Source organism: Spiroplasma endosymbiont of Clivina fossor, from assembly GCF_964031115.1.
In the GTDB taxonomy this organism is placed as follows: Bacteria; Bacillota_I; Bacilli_A; order Mycoplasmatales; family Nriv7; genus Nriv7.
Map to the genome: position 1 here is coordinate 1987135 of NZ_OZ035006.1, position 18391 is coordinate 2005525.

Here is an 18391-nt window from a genome sequence, read left to right on the forward strand (position 1 = left end):
GTTAGTTTAGTAATTAAATAATATAATTAGCTGATTGTTTTACTTCTTCAAAGCAATACCTAAGAAAACTAAACGCGACCCCATTTTAATAAGAATTTCTTGTGCTTGTCATAGTCTGTGGTATATTACAATTTGTTTCCTTTCTTTTATTGATTATTTTCGTTATTTCAAATTTCGTATGTGTGTTGCGATGGATATGCACCAATATTATTGATTTGATTTTTAATTCAATTTATAAGATTTTGTGTGGGACTAACTCAGTGAATTTTGCCACCGTTGATAAGTCATTCACGAAGATTAATCAGCTTTGTTTTAAAACGGTCTGGTGATTTTCTGGTGCGTTCAAATTCAATGTAAATTTCGCTATCATCGGTTTTTGTAATTATTAAATCCGGATAAGCGTTGAGATTGCCATTTTCCATTTTTAACTCTCGCTCCGTTTGATATGAAATTATGTCATTTTGTGCTATAAGTCATTTGGTTAACATATCTTGGTGTTGTAATTCATAGTAATTGACTTTAATACTTTTTTTGTGTTCTCGCCCTAAATGACTTTGGGCTTTACTGGTTAAAGTATAATAATTTTTCTTTGGTAGTGTATCTACATTAAGCATTTTCAATTTTACTAATTTTTCTTTTTGTAATTGAATTGTTTTAATATTTTTATTTAACAATAAAGCAATTTGTTCTAAATTCAAATATCCTCATCGGTTTTTGTAATTATTAAATCCGGATAAGCGTTGAGATTGCCATTTTCCATTTTTAACTCTCGCTCCGTTTGATATGAAATTATGTCATTTTGTGCTATAAGTCATTTGGTTAACATATCTTGGTGTTGTAATTCATAGTAATTGACTTTAATACTTTTTTTGTGTTCTCGCCCTAAATGACTTTGGGCTTTACTGGTTAAAGTATAATAATTTTTCTTTGGTAGCGTATCTACATTAAGCATTTTCAATTTTACTAATTTTTCTTTTTGTAATTGAATTGTTTTAATATTTTTATTTAACAATAAAGCAATTTGTTCTAAATTCAAATATCCTCATCGGTTTATTATAAATAATATTTTTTCTAATTCACCCATTACTTTAGTCTCCAATAGCGGTTTCTTTTCTTGTTCTTGTGTTCTTTATTTTTCTTGACTTTCTGGCCAGAAAGTCAAGAAAAATAAAGAACACAAGAACAAGAAACATTAAGCCGAAACCCCGCGCTCCCAACGAGATGTTGATAGCGCGGGGTTTCGGCCGGTCAGCGTGCCTAAAGGTTTGTTGTTCCTCAACTTAAATCGAATTTAACAAAGTTAAAAAACTTATTAAATACTTAATATTATTATACAATATTTTAACTAAAATACTTAGTAGTATTATTTAATAATTTGATTTGTTTGAAATATATTGTTAATTGTTTTGTGAATAGTATTGTTAGGAAAATGAGTAACGAAATAAAAAAATAAAAACATAGCAAGGACGCGTAAAGTTTTGTTAGGTGGAAAAATATTTGATTAATTTTGAAAGAAAAGTAACTACAATTTAATTATCGTTTTATTTGAAAAATAAGTAATAAAACAAAATATTTAATATTAACAAACATAATCTCAATAAAATTCTATAGAAACTAAGTAAAATGCTTATAAAAACAACATTAAAATAATTTTTTACAACAAAAATCATACATAAGAAATATATACTTAATTTGCATATTGAAATAATTTATAGTAAATGATTATTTTTTCTTTTTTAAAAAATACCTAAGAAAACTAAACGCGACCACGCGACCCTAATTATTTGACAGCATATTTTTGTTATTATATAATGTATATGGATAAAAGGGAGAAAGATAATGCAACAAAAAATTATTTTAGTTTGCGATCAATGTCTGTCAAGAAACTATAATACTTTTACTAATAGTTCTAATCAAACTGTTAGATTATCTTTAAAAAAGTTTTGTAAGCACTGTAATCAACATACAATTCATAAGGAAACAAGATAATATTTAGAGAGGAAATAAATATTGATGGCCAAAGAAAAGCACAAAGTAAAAAAGGTAAAATCGGAACATAAGGTATTGAAAGTTAAAAAAACTAAACCGATTTTAGGACAAAGAAAAGTTAGTTCACAAACTAAAGAGGCGATTATTAAAAAAAGTATTTTAGATTCAAAAATAAATGGAAATCGTGGTCAGAGATTTAAAAAATCTTTACTGGATTTACCATTATTAATGACTAGAGAAATACGTCGTGTTCGTTGAGCAAAAAGTTTGCAGTTAAATAAAAAATTTTGATTAACTGTTGGATTTATTACTTTCTTTGCGATTTTCTTTGCAATTGTTCAAACATTATTACAATTAATTTTAGAAGTTAGTAAAATTTTAGTTATTTAATAAGGAGTAGAAAAAGATGATAAAAGAAGATATTAAACAAGAAAAGGATTCTAGTGATTTATTAGGTAAGTGATATACAATTAATTGCTATAGTGGTCATGAAGAAAAAGTTAAAGAAAATTTATTACAACGAGTTGAAACTTTAAATATGAAAGACTTTATTTTTGATGTGCGGATTGTGAAACAGCAAGAAATGTCAAAAAAAACAAAATCAATGATTGGCAAAAATCCATATCCGGGTTATTTGTTTGTTAATATGATTATGAATGATGATGCTTGATTTATTGTTAGAAATACTCCTGGTGTTACTGGGTTTATTGGGTCTAGTGGAAATTGATCCAAACCGTTTCCATTATCGCGTACTGAAGCTAGAGATATGTTAAGACGCAGTGAAGAAAAAAGTAATATTAGTAGTAAAAAAGTTCAACAAGTATTTGTTGCTGATTTTAAAGAAGGAGACCTAGTTAAAATATTATCAGGAGCTTTTGAGAATAAAGAAGGTGAAGTTACTGGTATGGATTATAGTAAGGGAGTAGCAACAATTAATATTGAAGTTTTTGGGGGAAGATATGTTCCTGTGGAAGCTGAATTTAGTTATTGTGAGAAAGTTAATTAGTATTAAAATAATCTTATTAAGAAATTAATTTTTATAATTAGTTTCTTTTTTAAAAATTTTTAAATGAGAAGGTTAATTGATAATGAAAAAGGTAGTTATTATGACTGATTCATCAGCAGGATTTAGTACTTTAGAACAAAAAAATATAATGTTGTTGTTATTCCATTAATGATTTCTATTAATAGTAACAAGAGTTTTAAAGATAACGAGGAAATTAGTGATACACAACTTTTTAATTTTGTTGTTACTAAAAGGGCAACTGTAAAAACTAGTCAAGCTTTACTTGGCGATTTGGAAGCAATGTGAGATGATTTACTTTTACAATATGAGATAATAGTTTTTCTTCCACTCGCAAAAGAAATTTCTGGACAATATAATACGGCTTTAATGTTATGTAAGGAAGAAAAATATTGTGGTCGAATAATTTTGTTAGATACTAAAAATACTTTTTAATTTTGTCGAAAACTCTTGATAAAATAAAAAAAATCATCAACTTGATAATTTTAAAAGGCTTTTATGTAAAATTACTATTTTTACTTTAACTTTTTTATACATTAAAATATAATACCGCTGTTTGTTGGTTTGGAGTTAAGCCCTTATGTTGGTATTTTCATTTTCAGAGATTTAAATAATTTTGAATATTAGTAAAACTTAAACCATGATAATGAATTAAGGCTTCTTTAAGACTAGATTGTAATTTACTGATTTTATTTAGGTTACGATAACTAGCTTCAGGATTAATTGTTGTTTTAGTTACACATAAAGTAGAATTTGTTTGTTTTGCTACTAAAAAATATAATTTTTGCATATCAGAAGTAATAATTGAATTTTCGTTAATTAATTCTTTGTTCATATTTTCAATAACTCATTGTTTTTGTAAACGTTTGGTGTTTGTGGATTTAACATAAATATTGTTATTATTATCAATTGCCATTTGAATACAGCATTTAGTATTAGTTGCGAATGGGTCAAGGTGAATTCTTCGTGGATCAGTTTTATATTTGAAATTTCCTTTATGGATTTCTTTAATAAATGTTTCATCGATTTGGATTTTACCAGATAATTTTTTAAATTTTAATTGGGTATTTTCTAATTGTTTTGATTTCATTAATTTTTGACGATTATATCAAGCAGTTTTTAATATAGTTTTAATAAAACGAGAAATTGTTTTACTAGATTGCCCCAGCAATGAAATTTGAATCAATAAATTTCATTGTTCATAATTTAAATGACTTCAATAGACTTCTTGCAAAATTAATATGATAATTATAATTTTTAAATTTAAAATAAATATAAAAGTGTTATTAAAATAATTTTTAGATTATTTTTACAAATATTTTGTCATTAAAACATAATAAAAATTATTATTTACAATAGACTTGGTACATAACCTTTAATTTTATCTACTATTTTGATAATATTATTTCCTAGGTGAAGTACAAATGTTAGATAAATACAAAGACGAAAACGAATTTTATAGTTTAATAGGCATAAAATATAAAACTTTCATGAAAATGGTAGAAATTTTAAAAGAAGGTGAAGCTAAACAAAAACAAATTGGTGGTAGACCAAATAAATTATCAATAGAGCAAAGATTACTTATGACTTTAGAATACTGAAAAGAATATAGTACATATCGTATTATTGCAAAAAAATATAATATTAGTCATGTTAGTTGTATTCGTAATATCTTTTGAGTTGAAAATACTCTAATAAAAAATAGTCACTTTCATATACCTGGCAAAAAGATATTATTAGAAAATAAGGGTACTACTAATAATTTATTAGCAATTGATGCTACAGAAATTCCAATTGAAAGAATTAAAAAAAACTAAAATTATTATTTTCTGGTAAGAAAAGGCAACATTCATTAAAATCGCAAATAATTATTGATTTATTTAACAATAAAATTATTTCAGTAGATTTTTGTTATGGCAGTACTCATGATTATAAGTTATTTTTAAAATCAAATACACTTATAAATCCAAAATTAGAATTAATTGCCGATTCAGGATATCAAGGTTTGCAAAATGTTCATAAAAATACATTATTGCCAATTAAAAAGAGTAAAAATAATCCTTTAAATCCAGATAAAAAGGAATATAATAGCTTTTTAAGTAAAGTTAGAATTGTCATTGAACATGTTTTTGCTAGATTAAAAAGATTTAAAATACTAGTTTATCGTTATCGCAATAAGATTAGAAGATTTGGATTACGATTTAACTTAATTTCAGGAATATATAATTTTGAATTAAGCTAGTTATAGTTATGTACCAAGTCTAATAAAAAAAGACTGAAATTTTAAATTATCAAATATATTTAAACTAATAGTTGTAAATTATAAATTGAAGCTATTAAATTAAATCTTAAAGCAAATCTTTTTCTACGATTTCGATATTTTTCACTAATAATTTTAAATTTTTTAAGTATAGCAAAAACATTTTCAATAACAATTCTCATTTTTGAAATTCGCTCATTATTTTGCTTTTCTTCTTTATTTAAAGGGTTTTTCTTTGATTTTTTTTTAGGAATTAAAACATTATGATTAATTTTTTGTATGCCTTGATAACCTAAATCCACTAAAACAGTTGTTTCTGGTAAAAATTTAATTTTTGAATCTTTTAAAATTTTAAAGTCATGGTTTTTACCATAAGAAAAATCAGAACTAATAATTTTTTTACTATCTTTTTCAATTATAACTTGTGTTTTTATTGTGTGTTTTTTCTTTTTTCCTGAGTAGTGCTGTTTTTGTCTTTTTTTGGGCGTTGGATTTGGCTTTCAGTTACATCAATTATAACAGTCTTATCTTTGAAATAATCTTTTAATAGTGATTTTTGACCAGTAAGTTGTTGAAAATTAGGGTGTTTTATTAAAGTGTCTTCAATTCATTTGATATTTCTATAACAACTACTTTCACTAATATCATAACTTTTTGCAATATGAAAATAAGTTCTATATTCTCTTCAATATTCTAAAGTCATTAAAATACGATTTTCTAATGATAATTTATTGGTTCTTCCGCGACGAAATCTCTTTTTTAATTCTTCTATTTTTAAAATTTCTAGCATTTTATTAAAAGTAGTATGTTTAATACCAGTTAATCTTAAAAAATTTTTATCACTTATTTGATTATTTTTTTTAAATTTCATTTAAATTCCACCTTTTTATTAAAAACAACAATTCAATTATATTTTAAATTAATTTTGCAAGAAGTCTATTGAAGTCATTTAAATTATGAACAATGAAATTTATTGATTCAAATTTCATTGCTGGGACAATCTAGTAAAACAATTTCTCGTTTTATTAAAACTACATTAAAAACTGCTTGATATAATCGTCAAAAATTAATGAAATCAAAACAATTAGAAAATACCCAATTAAAATTTAAAAAATTATCTGGTAAAATCCAAATCGATGAAACATTTATTAAAGAAATCCATAAAGAAAATTTCAAATATAAAACTGATCCACGAAGAATTCACCTTGACCCATTCGCAACTAATACTAAATGCTGTATTCAAATGGCAATTGATAATAATAACAATATTTATGTTAAATCCACAAACACCAAACGTTTACAAAAACAATGAGTTATTGAAAATATGAACAAAGAATTAATTAACGAAAATTCAATTATTACTTCTGATATGCAAAAATTATATTTTTTAGTAGCAAAACAAACAAATTCTACTTTATGTGTAACTAAAACAACAATTAATCCTGAAGCTAGTTATCGTAACCTAAATAAAATCAGTAAATTACAATCTAGTCTTAAAGAAGCCTTAATTCATTATCATGGTTTAAGTTTTACTAATATTCAAAATTATTTAAATCTCTGAAAATGAAAATACCAACATAAGGGTTTAACTCCAAACCACCAAACAGCGGTATTATATTTTAATAGACTTCTTGCAAAATTAATATGATAATTATAATTTTTAAATTTAAAATAAATATAAAAGTGTTATTAAAATAATTTTTAGATTATTTTTACAAATATTTTGTCATTAAAACATAATAAAAATTATTATTTACAATAAAAAAAGACTGAAATTTTAAATTATCAAATATATTTAAACTAATAGTTGTAAATTATAAATTGAAGCTATTAAATTAAATCTTAAAGCAAATCTTTTTCTACGATTTCGATATTTTTCACTAATAATTTTAAATTTTTTAAGTATAGCAAAAACATTTTCAATAACAATTCTCATTTTTGAAATTCGCTCATTATTTTGCTTTTCTTCTTTATTTAAAGGGTTTTTCTTTGATTTTCTTTTAGGAATTAAAACATTATGATTAATTTTTTGTATGCCTTGATAACCTAAATCCACTAAAACAGTTGTTTCTGGTAAAAATTTAATTTTTGAATCTTTTAAAATTTTAAAGTCATGGTTTTTACCATAAGAAAAATCAGAACTAATAATTTTTTTACTATCTTTTTCAATTATAACTTGTGTTTTTATTGTGTGTTTTTTCTTTTTTCCTGAGTAGTGCTGTTTTTGTCTTTTTTTGGACGTTGGATTTGGCTTTCAGTTACATCAATTATAACAGTCTTATCTTTGAAATAATCTTTTAATAGTGATTTTTGACCAGTAAGTTGTTGAAAATTAGGGTGTTTTATTAAAGTGTCTTCAATTCATTTGATATTTCTATAACAACTACTTTCACTAATATCATAACTTTTTGCAATATGAAAATAAGTTCTATATTCTCTTCAATATTCTAAAGTCATTAAAATACGATTTTCTAATGATAATTTATTGGTTCTTCCGCGACGAAATCTCTTTTTTAATTCTTCTATTTTTAAAATTTCTAGCATTTTATTAAAAGTAGTATGTTTAATACCAGTTAATCTTAAAAAATTTTTATCACTTATTTGATTATTTTTTTTAAATTTCATTTAAATTCCACCTTTTTATTAAAAACAACAATTCAATTATATTTTAAATTAATTTTGCAAGAAGTCTAATGTATAAAAAAGTTAAAGTAAAAATAGTAATTTTACATAAAAGCCTTTTAAAATTATCAAGTTGATGATTTTTTTTATTTTATCAAGAGTTTTCGACAAAATTAAAAATTTTTTATTGTGTAAAAATTCAATAATATGATAAAATCATAACGAATAAAAATGACAATAACAAGAAAGGCAAGATTAGTTTAGTAATTAAATAATATAATTAGCTGATTGTTTTACTTCTTCAAAGCAATACCTAAGAAAACTAAACGCCGCGACCTTGTGGTGTGGTGTCTTGATTGTATTTCCTAAATGTCCTTAAAAGTGGTATAATTACTTATATTCGGTGTAAATTTATAGTAGTAAAAACATCAATGTGTGATAGGAGAGATTTTAGTGTTGAAAAGAAAATATGATGCGTCTTCAATTCAAATTTTAGAAGGTTTAGAAGCAGTTCGTAAACGACCGGGAATGTATATTGGAAATATTTCTAAAGAAGGATGACATCATTTAGCATGAGAAATTATTAGTAATTCAATTGATGAGGTTATGGGTGGCTATTGTAACGAAATTAAAATTACTTTGTTAAATGATAATGAAATTGTTATTGAGGATAATGGTCGTGGAATTCCAATTGATATTCATCCTAAAAGTAAAATTTCTGTTCTAGAAACAGTATTTACTGTATTACATGCTGGTGGTAAGTTTGATGGTAAAACTTATCAAGTATCTGGCGGTCTTCACGGTGTGGGAGCTTCGGTTGTTAATGCTTTAAGTAGTTATTTAGATGTCACCATATACCGTGATGGTAATATTTATGATTTAAAATTTCATAATGGGGGAAAAATCAAAGAAGCTTTAAAAATTACGGGTACAACTGACAAAAGAGGAACGGTTGTTCATTTTATGCCGGACATTAGTATTTTTGAAGAAGGTCAATCATTTAATTACACAACTTTAAAAACGCGATTAAAACAATTAGCATTTTTAAATAAGGGTCTAAAAATTATTCTTATTGATGAAAAAGCACAACGCCAAGTAGTATTTCAATATTTTAATGGTCTTCGTGATTATGTTGCTGATTTAAATAGTGACCGCATTGTTATTCATAAGGAAATAATTTATAGTGATTACCAATATGATGATACCCATATTGAATTTGCTGCGCAATATAATGATACATATCATACGCAGTTATATTCTTTTTGTAACAACATTAATACTTCTGAAGGTGGAACACATGAAGAAGGATTGCGTTTGGCACTAACAAGAGAAATAAATAAATATGCATTAAATAATAAGTATATTAAAAGTAATGATGAAAAATTATTATGAGATGATTTAAAAGAAGGTTTAGTTGCTTTACTTTCTCTTAAAATATCTGATCCGCAATATGAAGGACAAACAAAAGCTAAATTAAGTAATAAAGTCGCTAGACAAATAGTTTCTAATGCGATTGGTAATGTTATTAAAAATTTTCTAATGGAAAATCCACAAATTGCGAAGAATATTTTAGAAAAAACATTATTGGCTTTTAGAGCAAGAATGGCAGCAAGAAAAGCTCGTGAAATTACTCGTAAGAAAAATTTACTTGATGTGGCACCACTACCAGGTAAATTAGCTGATTGTAGTAGTAATGATGCTAAGATTAGTGAACTTTATATGGTTGAAGGTGATTCGGCGGGTGGTACTGCGAAAATGGGACGAGACCGTAATTTTCAAGCTATTTTATCATTAAAAGGCAAAGTTCTTAATGTTGAAAAAGCAAGAATTGAACGGGTATTAGAAAATGATGAAATTTTAACAATGATAACATCATTAGGTTGTGGTGTTAATAAAGATTTTAATATTGATCGGTTACGATATCATAAGGTAATAATTATGACGGATGCTGATGTTGATGGTGCTCATATTCGAACGCTATTACTAACATTTTTTTATCGTTATATGCACGAATTAATTGTCGCTGGTTGTGTGTATATTGCGCAACCACCATTATATAAAATCCAAGTTGGTAAAAAGAGTAATTATGTATATTCTGATCAAGAATTAGAAAATTTTAAAAAATCGTTAAAAGATGATCAAAAATTTAGTATTCAAAGATATAAAGGACTTGGAGAAATGAATGCTGAACAATTATGAAGTACAACAATGAATCCTGAAAATCGCCAGTTACTAAAAGTAACAATTGAAGATGCTAGTATTGCTGATATGACTTTTATTATGTTAATGGGTGAACAAGTAGAACCGCGAAAAATATTTATTGAAGAGAATGCCCAGTATGTTAAGCATCTTGACATTTAGGAAGGTGAAATAAATGAATTTAGATAAGCAACATAATGTCAAGGATATTGATATTAGTAAAGAAATGCAAGAAAGTTTTTTAGAATATGCAATGTCAGTTATTGTTTCCCGAGCGATTCCTGATGTTCGTGATGGTTTAAAACCAGTGCATCGCCGAATTTTATATGCTATGTATGATTTAGGAATAACTTATGATAAACCATATAAAAAATCAGCTCGAATTACGGGAGAAATTATTGGGAAATATCACCCGCATGGTGATACTGCTGTGTATTATTCAATGGTCAGAATGGCACAAGAATTTTCATCACGCTATCCGTTAGTTGATGGTCAAGGAAATTTTGGTTCGATTGATGGCGATAATCCAGCCGCGATGCGTTATACGGAATCACGAATGAGTAAATTAGCTAATGAATTAGTAAATGATATGAATAAGGATACAGTAGATTTTGTTGATAATTATGATAGTACCGAACGAGAACCGAAAGTATTACCAGCATCTTTTCCTAACTTACTAGTTAACGGTTCAAAAGGAATTGCTGTTAGTATTACAACTGATATTCCGCCACATAACTTAAATGAAGTTATTGATGCTTTAATTTATGTGTTGGAAAATCCTCAGGTTACCGTTGAACAATTAATTTCGCAAGATATTGTTAAAGGACCAGACTTTCCCACGGGAGCAAGTATTATTGGTAATCAAAGAATTAGAAAAGCTTATTTAACAGGTCGTGATACGATTACGGTACGGGGAAAAGTAAGTGAAGAAACATTTAAAAATGGTCGTAAAGCTTTAATTATTAACGAAATTCCTTATCAATTAAATAAAACTCGCTTAATTGAAAGAATATCGCACTTAGTAAAAAATAAAGAAATTCAAGGTATTTATGCATTACGCGATGAATCTAATCACGAAGGGATTAGAGTAGTAATGGAATTAAAAAATGATGTTAGTAGTAAAATTTTATTGAATAAGTTATATAAAATGACACCGTTACAATCAACACATTCAATTAATTTAATTGCTTTAAATAATGGTCGCCCCAAACTTATGAATTTACTCCAAATTTTACAAGCATATTTAGAACATCAATTTGTTGTTTTAGTTCGCAAAACTAAGTTTGAATTACAAAAAAATCAAGAACGGGCTCATATTTGTGAAGGATTAGTTATTGCTTTATCTAATATTGATGCCATTGTTCGTTTAATTAAAAAAACAAATGTCCCAGCAGAAGCAATTGACAAATTAGTTAGCGAATTTGCGTTAAGTAAAATTCAAGCTCAAGCGATTTTACAAATGCGTTTGCAAAGATTAACTGGTTTAGAACAAGTTAAATTAGAAGAAGAATTACAAACATTAAATGCTGAGATTGCTCAATGTCAAAAAATTTTACAAGATGTCGGTGAACAAACAAAAATTATTAGTAAGCAGTTAATAACAATTAAAAATAATTATGGTGATCCGCGAAGAACAATTGTTACTAGTGATGAAGAGGATATTACCATTGATAAAATATCGTTAATTAAAAATGAACCGGTAGTTATTATTTTTTCTGAAAATGGTTATATTAAGCGGTTAAATTTAGATGAATATCGTACCCAAAAACGCGGTGGGACAGGTGTTAATACAATAAATTTAGGTGAAACCGATGATACCAGAATTATTATTATTGCTAATACACACGATGATATTTTGTTTTTTAGTGATGTCGGTAAAGTATATCGTTTAAAAGCTTATGAAATTAGTAGTTTTTCACGCGTAGCAAGAGGAACGCCAATTATTAATCTAATTAATATTGAACGAAAAGAAAAAATCAAAACTTTAATTGCCGTAAATTCAGAAAATAGTAAACAGTATTTATTTTTTATTACTAAAAATGGGATTGTGAAACGTACTGCTATTAGTGAGTTTGATTCAATTCGTAAAACAGGTAAAATTGCAATTGATTTTAAAACTAATGATAGTCTTGTTGAAGTTTTATTAACAACTGGTGATACGAAAATTATTATTGCTACTAGCAATGGTAAAGCAATTCATTTTAATGAAAAGGAAATTCGTTTATTACAAAGAAAAGCCACAGGAATTAAAGGAATTATGTTGGATAATGATTGCTTTGTTATTGGGGGCTGTACTAGTGCGACGGGAAGTAATATTATTACTATTTCTGAAAATGGCTTAAGTAAAATAACACCTTTGCAGTCATTTCGTTTAACAAAAAGAGCTACTAAAGGTGTTAAAGCAATGAAATTAACTCCTAAAACTGGTGATATTGTTATGATTAAAGCTATTAAAGGGAATGAAGAGATGTTAATTGTTACGAATAACGGTATTGGGATTCGTGTTAATTTGAGTGAAATGAAAATTTCTCAAAGAAATAGTAGTGGTGTTAAACTAATTAAGTTAAAATCAGAACAAAAGATAAAAACTAGTGCTATTATTTCTGTTAACTAGAATTATTCTTAAAATAAGAAAGGGTTTGCTAAAATGATTGATATAAATTATTTATCAGAAAATATTGATGAAGTTATTAAAAGATTAACAACCAGAAATGCTGATTTTTTGTATTTAAAAAAAGTTAAACAATTAAATATGAAACGCAAACAAATTATTACTAAATTAGAGCAAAAACAAGCAGAACATAATAAACAATCAAAATTAATCGCGTCATTAGTAAACAAAGAAAAAACTAATGAAATTGAGGTCTTAAAAGAAGATTTGGGAAGTAATAAGTTATTAATTGAAACATTAAAACAGCAATTACTAGTTGTTGCAAGTGAAATTAAGGATTTGTTGTTAAAAACACCAAATATTCCTGAAAGTACTGTTCCGATTGGGATAAGTGAAGCCGATAATGTTGAAGTTAAAAAATGAAATGAAAACAAGGCTTTAAAATCAACGCATTCGCATTGAGATATTGCGAAAGATTTGGATATTATTGATTTTATTCGGGCAACAAAAATAACTGGTAGTCGTTTTGTTATTTATAAAAACGCTGGTGCTCAATTAGTTCGTGCCTTAATTAATTTAATGTTAGATGTTCATTATCAATCTGGTTATGAGGAAATTATTCCGCCAACAATTGTTAATGCAAATTCATTAATTACTACGGGAAATCTACCTAAATTTAAAGAAGATTTATTTCAATTACAAGAAAAAGATTATTATTTAATTCCTACGGCAGAAGTACCAATAACTAATTTATATCAAGATGAAATTATTGATGGTCATAAGTTACCGTTAAAATATTGTGCTTATACCACTTGTTATCGTTCTGAAGCGGGAGCAGCTGGTAAGGATACACGAGGAATAATTCGTTTGCATCAATTTCATAAAGTTGAGTTAGTTAAAATTACTAAACCAGAACAATCATATGATGAATTAGAAAAGTTAACTAATGATGCTTGTAAAATTTTAGAACTTTTAGAACTACCATACCGCGTTATTGAACTTTGTACGGGTGAATTAGGATTTAGTGTTGCGAAAACTTATGATATTGAAGTTTGAATGCCTTCACAAAATAAATATCGGGAAATTTCTTCTTGTTCTAATTGTGAAGATTTTCAAGCCCGAAGAGGAAAAATTCGTTATAAAGCAAAGTCACAAGATAATGCTAAGTTAGTTCATACATTAAATGGTTCGGGATTAGCAGTTGATCGCTTGGTAGCGGCAATTTTAGAAAATAATTATCAATCTGATGGTAAAACAGTTGTGATTCCTAAGATATTGCAAAAGTATTTAGGAGGATTAGAAAAGATTACCGTTTAAGGAAAAAAGATGTTTCACATGAAACATCTTTTTTTAGAATTTTGTTTTATTGATTGGATTTAATTGATAGTTTAGATTAAAGATTTTAAAATTTATTTTTTATGCGGTTTGGGAAATAGCAGTAATATTTTAAAGTGATATAAGATGTGTTTAATTTTAGATTGTTAATTGTTTCACATGAAACAATTAACAATCTAATTTTTTAAAATTTATTTTAATTTTCTCGAAAACTCTTGATATTTATTGAATATACTTAATTTTAGGTATATTTTAATATGATAGAGGTGGATAATAATTATGGAAAAAATAATTCAAGAACTAGTAAATACTTTAACAGATGATCAATTTTTAGAATTTTATGAAAAAGTCAAACAACAAGCAGAATTAATAAAAAAACAAAAACGTTTAAATGAAATTGATCAAAAATTTAGATCGCAAGGTATTAAATGCCCTAAATGTGAATCTTACCATTGCATTAAAAATGGACATAATTCAGAAGGGAAACAAAAATATTTATGTAAAAATTGCCGTGCAAGTTTTGACGCTTTTCGTAATCATTTTATTTATTGAAGTCATTTAAATTATGAACAATGAAATTTATTGATTCAAATTTCATTGCTGGGGCAATCTAGTAAAACAATTTCTCGTTTTATTAAAACTACATTAAAAACTGCTTGATATAATCGTCAAAAATTAATGAAATCAAAACAATTAGAAAATACCCAATTAAAATTTAAAAAATTATCTGGTAAAATCCAAATCGATGAAACATTTATTAAAGAAATCCATAAAGGAAATTTCAAATATAAAACTGATCCACGAAGAATTCACCTTGACCCATTCGCAACTAATACTAAATGCTGTATTCAAATGGCAATTGATAATAATAACAATATTTATGTTAAATCCACAAACACCAAACGTTTACAAAAACAATGAGTTATTAAAAATATGAACAAAGAATTAATTAACGAAAATTCAATTATTACTTCTGATATGCAAAAATTATATTTTTTAGTAGCAAAACAAACAAATTCTACTTTATGTGTAACTAAAACAACAATTAATCCTGAAGCTAGTTATCGTAACTTAAATAAAATCAGTAAATTACAATCTAGTCTTAAAGAAGCCTTAATTCATTATCATGGTTTAGGTTTTACTAATATTCAAAATTATTTAAATCTCTGAAAATGAAAATACCAACATAAGGGCTTAACTCCAAACCAACAAACAGCGGTATTATATTTTAATATATAAAAAAGTTAAAGTAAAAATAGTAATTTTACATAAAAGCCTTTTAAAATTATCAAGTTGATGATTTTTTTTATTTTATCAAGAGTTTTCGACAAAATTAAAAGAATTTTATGAAAAAGTCCAACAACAAGCAGAATTAATAAAAAAACAAAAACGTTTAAATGAAATTGATCAAAAATTTAGAGCGCAAGGTATTAAATGCCCTAAATGTGAATCTTACCATTGCGTTAAAAATGGACATAATTCAGAAGGAAAACAAAAATATTTATGTAAAAATTGCCGTGCAAGTTTTGACGCTTTTCGTAATCATTTTATTTATTGAAGTCATTTAAATTATGAACAATGAAATTTATTGATTCAAATTTCATTGCTGGGGCAATCTAGTAAAACAATTTCTCGTTTTATTAAAACTACATTAAAAACTGCTTGATATAATCGTCAAAAATTAATGAAATCAAAACAATTAGAAAATACCCAATTAAAATTTAAAAAATTATCTGGTAAAATCCAAATCGATGAAACATTCATTAAAGAAATCCATAAAGGAAATTTCAAATATAAAACTGATCCACGAAGAATTCGGAACTGTACAATTAACTGTGTCTCTAAGTAATTAACTTAAATTCACTCTGTCCTCAAATTTTATCATTAAATGTGAAATTGCACTACCCCAATTTTGAATTGGCATCGTTCATTTCTTAACCATATTTTGAAATGCTAAATAAAATATTTTAAAAACTGATGCGTCATTAGGAAAAATCTTTTTATTCTTAATAACTTTTCTTAGTTGACTATTAACAGATTCAATCGCATTAGTTGTGTAAATAATCCTTCTAAATTCTTGAGGATATTCAAGAAAAATTATTAAATTATTTCAGTTATTTTTTCATGATTTAGTAATTTGTGGATACTTTTTATTTCATTTTTCTGAAAAATGATCTAAAGCAACTAGCGCTATTTCTTCATTAATTGCTGTATAAATTGATTTTAAATCATTAGCTACAAGTTTGCGATCCTTTGTAAGGGACAAATTTTAAACTATTACGAATTTGATGAACGATGCATAATTGGTGCTGTGTTTTTGGGAACACAGCTTCTATTGCATCAGACATTCCAGTTAAATTATCGCTACAAGCAACAAGAATATCTTGTAAGCCACAATTTTTCATTTCCGTAAGATTATTAAGTCAAAATTTGGGTCCCTCATTCTCACTAATTCACATTCCTAAAATATCTTTTAAACCATCTAAATTAATTCCTAAGGCAAGATAAACTTCTTTATTTATTATTCGTTTATCTTGCTTTACTTTAACAACAATACAATCAAAATAAACAATCGGATAAATCTTCTCTAAAGGTTTAGTTTGTCACATTTTAACTTCTTCAATAACATCATCAGTTATTTGACTAATTAAACTTTCTGAAATTTCTGCTCCGTAATAGAATTCTTGCAATTGTGCTTTGATATCAGAAATTGTCATTCCTCTTGCATATAAAGAAATTACTTTTTGATCAAAGTTATCAAATCTTCTTTGTCTTTTCGGAATAATTACTGGTTCAAAAGTACTATTTCGATCTCTTGGTACATCAATTGCGATTGAACCATTTTTAGTAATAATGGTTTTTTGTGTGTTGCCATTTCTTTTATTATGATTCTCATCAGTTTCAAGATAATCTTTAATTTCCGTATTTAACATTCGTTCAGTTAATTTTTTGGTAAATTCCTGAAAAATAGTATTGCCTTTAAATAAATCTTGTGGATTATCAATATTTTCTAAAAAATAATCAACAACTTTATCAATTGCATCAGGTTCTTTTTTTATTTTTTTTTTTTTGTCATTTTCTGTTCTCCTTCGTTTAAGTATAATTTAGAATGAATTATCGAAACACAGAATTTTGGACAGGACCAAGAATTTTTTTCACCTTGACCCATTCGCAACTAATACTAAATGCTGTATTCAAATGGCAATTGATAATAATAACAATATTTATGTTAAATTCACAAACACCAAACGTTTACAAAAACAATGAGTTATTGAAAATATGAACAAAGAATTAATTAACGAAAATTCAATTATTACTTCCGATATGCAAAAATTATATTTTTTAGTAGCAAAACAAACAAATTCTACTTTATGTGTAACTAAAACAACAATTAATTCTGAAGCTAGTTATCGTAACTTAAATAAAATCAGTAAATTACAATCTAGTCTTAAAGAAGCCTTAATTCATTATCATGGTTTAGGTTTTACTAATATTCAAAATTATTTAAATCTCTGAAAATGAAAATACCAACATAAGGGCTTAACTCCAAACCAACAAACAGCGGTATTATATTTTAATGTATAAAAAAGTTAAAGTAAAAATAGTAATTTTACATAAAAGCCTTTTAAAATTATCAAGTTGATGATTTTTTTTTATTTTATCAAGAGTTTTCGACAAAATTAAAAAAAATTTATTGCTATTTTTCCTAGTTATGTATTATAATTAACATAACCATTACAATAGTAACCTCTGAATCTGATCAGGACGAAAGTAGCAGCCATAAGGAAAAGTGCTATGTGTAGTGGTATTTTTTTTATGCTAAAATAAATTAATAAAATAGGAGTAAAAAAATGCCACATATTAAATATATGAAAGTAGCCATATCCCTTGCTAAAATCGCATATCAAAATGGTGATGTTCCAGTTGGAGCAGTAATTGTTGATCCGAATGGTATTATTATTGGTCAAGGTTATAACTCGAAAGAAGTTAATAATAATCCGTTGGAGCATGCGGAAATGATTGCTATCGCTAATGCTGCTAAAACATTAGGTCAATGAAGACTAAATGATTGCGTTTTATACTCAACTTTAGAACCGTGTTTAATGTGTACAGGAGCGATTTTACAGTCGCGAATAAAAAAAGTTTTTTTTGCTGTTAGTGACCCTAAGTTTGGCACTGTTGTTTCACAAAATCAATTATTAGATAAAAATAAGTTTAATCATCAGGCTTCATATGATGAAGGGTTATTAGAATTGCCAGTAAAACAAATTTTACAAAGGTTTTTTCAAGAAGTTCGTAAAAATTAATAATAATTGTAAATAAAATTTTTTTGACTGCCATAATATTATAT

At 26.1% G+C, this 18391-nt stretch carries 19 protein-coding genes, 1 other RNA gene and 3 pseudogenes; 16 read left to right on the top strand and 7 right to left on the bottom strand.

Annotated elements, in window-relative coordinates; genetic code table 4:
• Positions 1-146: 146 nt before the first annotated feature.
• Together AAHM82_RS12050 and AAHM82_RS12055 are read right to left on the bottom strand one after the other, a co-directional pair.
• Positions 147-698, bottom strand: coding sequence for a hypothetical protein (locus tag AAHM82_RS12050; protein WP_342264097.1), 552 nt, complete (start codon positions 696-698; stop codon positions 147-149).
• A complete protein-coding gene (locus AAHM82_RS12055; protein ID WP_342264098.1) occupies positions 689-1099 on the bottom strand; it encodes a hypothetical protein in 411 nt (136 codons plus the stop codon). Before AAHM82_RS12055 ends, AAHM82_RS12050 begins: the two co-directional genes overlap by 10 nt.
• Before the next feature lie 740 nt (positions 1100-1839).
• On the opposite strand from AAHM82_RS12055, the gene rpmG reads away from it, so the two are divergent.
• The 4 genes and pseudogenes from rpmG to AAHM82_RS12075 all read left to right on the top strand — a co-directional run.
• Positions 1840-1989, top strand: a complete 150-nt coding sequence (gene rpmG / locus AAHM82_RS12060) for a 50S ribosomal protein L33 (RefSeq protein WP_215826970.1) — start codon at positions 1840-1842, stop codon at positions 1987-1989.
• Positions 1990-2013: 24 nt separating this feature from the next.
• Complete coding sequence (locus AAHM82_RS12065; RefSeq protein ID WP_342264099.1) at positions 2014-2379, top strand: hypothetical protein; 366 nt, start codon at positions 2014-2016, stop codon at positions 2377-2379.
• Between the two features lie 16 nt (positions 2380-2395).
• Positions 2396-2995 (top strand): transcription termination/antitermination protein NusG, encoded by a 600-nt coding sequence (gene nusG, locus AAHM82_RS12070; protein ID WP_342264100.1) that lies wholly within the window; start codon positions 2396-2398, stop codon positions 2993-2995.
• Between the two features lie 150 nt (positions 2996-3145).
• A pseudogene (locus AAHM82_RS12075) lies at positions 3146-3448 on the top strand (DegV family protein); the annotation flags it as partial.
• A 94-nt stretch (positions 3449-3542) separates the two neighbouring features.
• On the opposite strand, the gene AAHM82_RS12080 reads toward AAHM82_RS12075, so the two are convergent.
• Entirely contained in the window at positions 3543-4247 is a 705-nt protein-coding gene (locus AAHM82_RS12080; protein WP_342264101.1) for a transposase, read from the bottom strand.
• A gap of 190 nt (positions 4248-4437) precedes the next feature.
• Between AAHM82_RS12080 and AAHM82_RS12085 the strand changes: the two genes are divergently transcribed.
• Both AAHM82_RS12085 and AAHM82_RS12090 read left to right on the top strand, forming a co-directional pair.
• Entirely contained in the window at positions 4438-4830 is a 393-nt protein-coding gene (locus tag AAHM82_RS12085) for a transposase family protein (RefSeq protein WP_342263426.1), read from the top strand.
• A gap of 5 nt (positions 4831-4835) precedes the next feature.
• Positions 4836-5255 carry a transposase family protein gene (locus AAHM82_RS12090; RefSeq protein WP_342264846.1) on the top strand — a complete coding sequence of 140 codons (420 nt, stop codon included), beginning with the start codon at positions 4836-4838 and terminating at the stop codon, positions 5253-5255.
• 59 nt (positions 5256-5314) lie between these two features.
• Here AAHM82_RS12090 and AAHM82_RS14970 read toward each other — a convergent pair whose 3' ends face one another.
• A complete protein-coding gene (locus tag AAHM82_RS14970) occupies positions 5315-5707 on the bottom strand; it encodes a transposase family protein (RefSeq protein WP_425289022.1) in 393 nt (130 codons plus the stop codon).
• Positions 5704-6144, bottom strand: coding sequence for a transposase family protein (locus AAHM82_RS14975; RefSeq protein ID WP_342263396.1), 441 nt, complete (start codon positions 6142-6144; stop codon positions 5704-5706). Before AAHM82_RS14975 ends, AAHM82_RS14970 begins: the two co-directional genes overlap by 4 nt.
• A gap of 54 nt (positions 6145-6198) precedes the next feature.
• Between AAHM82_RS14975 and AAHM82_RS12100 the strand changes: the two genes are divergently transcribed.
• Positions 6199-6924, top strand: a complete 726-nt coding sequence (locus AAHM82_RS12100; protein ID WP_342264102.1) for a transposase — start codon at positions 6199-6201, stop codon at positions 6922-6924.
• Between the two features lie 144 nt (positions 6925-7068).
• Here the strand turns inward: AAHM82_RS12100 and AAHM82_RS12105 are convergent.
• Positions 7069-7898 (bottom strand): IS5 family transposase gene (locus AAHM82_RS12105; protein WP_342263339.1). Its coding sequence is split into 2 segments (ribosomal slippage): positions 7069-7502 and positions 7502-7898, totalling 831 coding nucleotides; the frame shifts between segments, so codons are not numbered across the junction.
• Between the two features lie 447 nt (positions 7899-8345).
• On the opposite strand from AAHM82_RS12105, the gene gyrB reads away from it, so the two are divergent.
• The 6 genes and pseudogenes from gyrB to AAHM82_RS12130 all read left to right on the top strand — a co-directional run bounded on the left by gyrB (position 8346) and on the right by AAHM82_RS12130 (position 15889).
• Positions 8346-10256: a DNA topoisomerase (ATP-hydrolyzing) subunit B gene (gyrB, locus tag AAHM82_RS12110; RefSeq protein ID WP_425289036.1), complete on the top strand. Its 1911-nt coding sequence runs from the start codon at positions 8346-8348 to the stop codon at positions 10254-10256.
• A gap of 13 nt (positions 10257-10269) precedes the next feature.
• A complete protein-coding gene (gyrA, locus tag AAHM82_RS12115; protein ID WP_342264104.1) occupies positions 10270-12708 on the top strand; it encodes a DNA gyrase subunit A in 2439 nt (812 codons plus the stop codon).
• Between the two features lie 33 nt (positions 12709-12741).
• Positions 12742-14022 carry a serine--tRNA ligase gene (serS, locus tag AAHM82_RS12120; RefSeq protein WP_342264105.1) on the top strand — a complete coding sequence of 427 codons (1281 nt, stop codon included), beginning with the start codon at positions 12742-12744 and terminating at the stop codon, positions 14020-14022.
• Positions 14023-14319: 297 nt separating this feature from the next.
• The gene (locus AAHM82_RS12125; protein WP_342264106.1) at positions 14320-15279 is read left to right on the top strand and encodes an IS1/IS1595 family N-terminal zinc-binding domain-containing protein; all 960 of its coding nucleotides are present in this window, start codon (positions 14320-14322) and stop codon (positions 15277-15279) included.
• 190 nt (positions 15280-15469) lie between these two features.
• Positions 15470-15559: pseudogene (locus AAHM82_RS14980) on the top strand (IS1/IS1595 family N-terminal zinc-binding domain-containing protein); the annotation flags it as partial.
• Positions 15560-15628: 69 nt separating this feature from the next.
• On the top strand, positions 15629-15889 hold the full coding sequence (locus AAHM82_RS12130; protein ID WP_342264107.1) for a hypothetical protein: 261 nt from the start codon (positions 15629-15631) through the stop codon (positions 15887-15889).
• On the opposite strand, the pseudogene AAHM82_RS12135 reads toward AAHM82_RS12130, so the two are convergent.
• Positions 15890-17099 (bottom strand): annotated as a pseudogene (locus AAHM82_RS12135) (IS256 family transposase).
• Between the two features lie 73 nt (positions 17100-17172).
• On the opposite strand from AAHM82_RS12135, the gene AAHM82_RS12140 reads away from it, so the two are divergent.
• From AAHM82_RS12140 to AAHM82_RS12150, 3 genes are all read left to right on the top strand, one after another.
• Positions 17173-17625 carry a hypothetical protein gene (locus AAHM82_RS12140; protein ID WP_342264108.1) on the top strand — a complete coding sequence of 151 codons (453 nt, stop codon included), beginning with the start codon at positions 17173-17175 and terminating at the stop codon, positions 17623-17625.
• A 139-nt stretch (positions 17626-17764) separates the two neighbouring features.
• Positions 17765-17859: signal recognition particle sRNA small type (ffs, locus tag AAHM82_RS12145), an RNA gene on the top strand.
• A gap of 32 nt (positions 17860-17891) precedes the next feature.
• The gene (locus AAHM82_RS12150; protein WP_338967813.1) at positions 17892-18347 is read left to right on the top strand and encodes a nucleoside deaminase; all 456 of its coding nucleotides are present in this window, start codon (positions 17892-17894) and stop codon (positions 18345-18347) included.
• Positions 18348-18391: the final 44 nt, after the last annotated feature.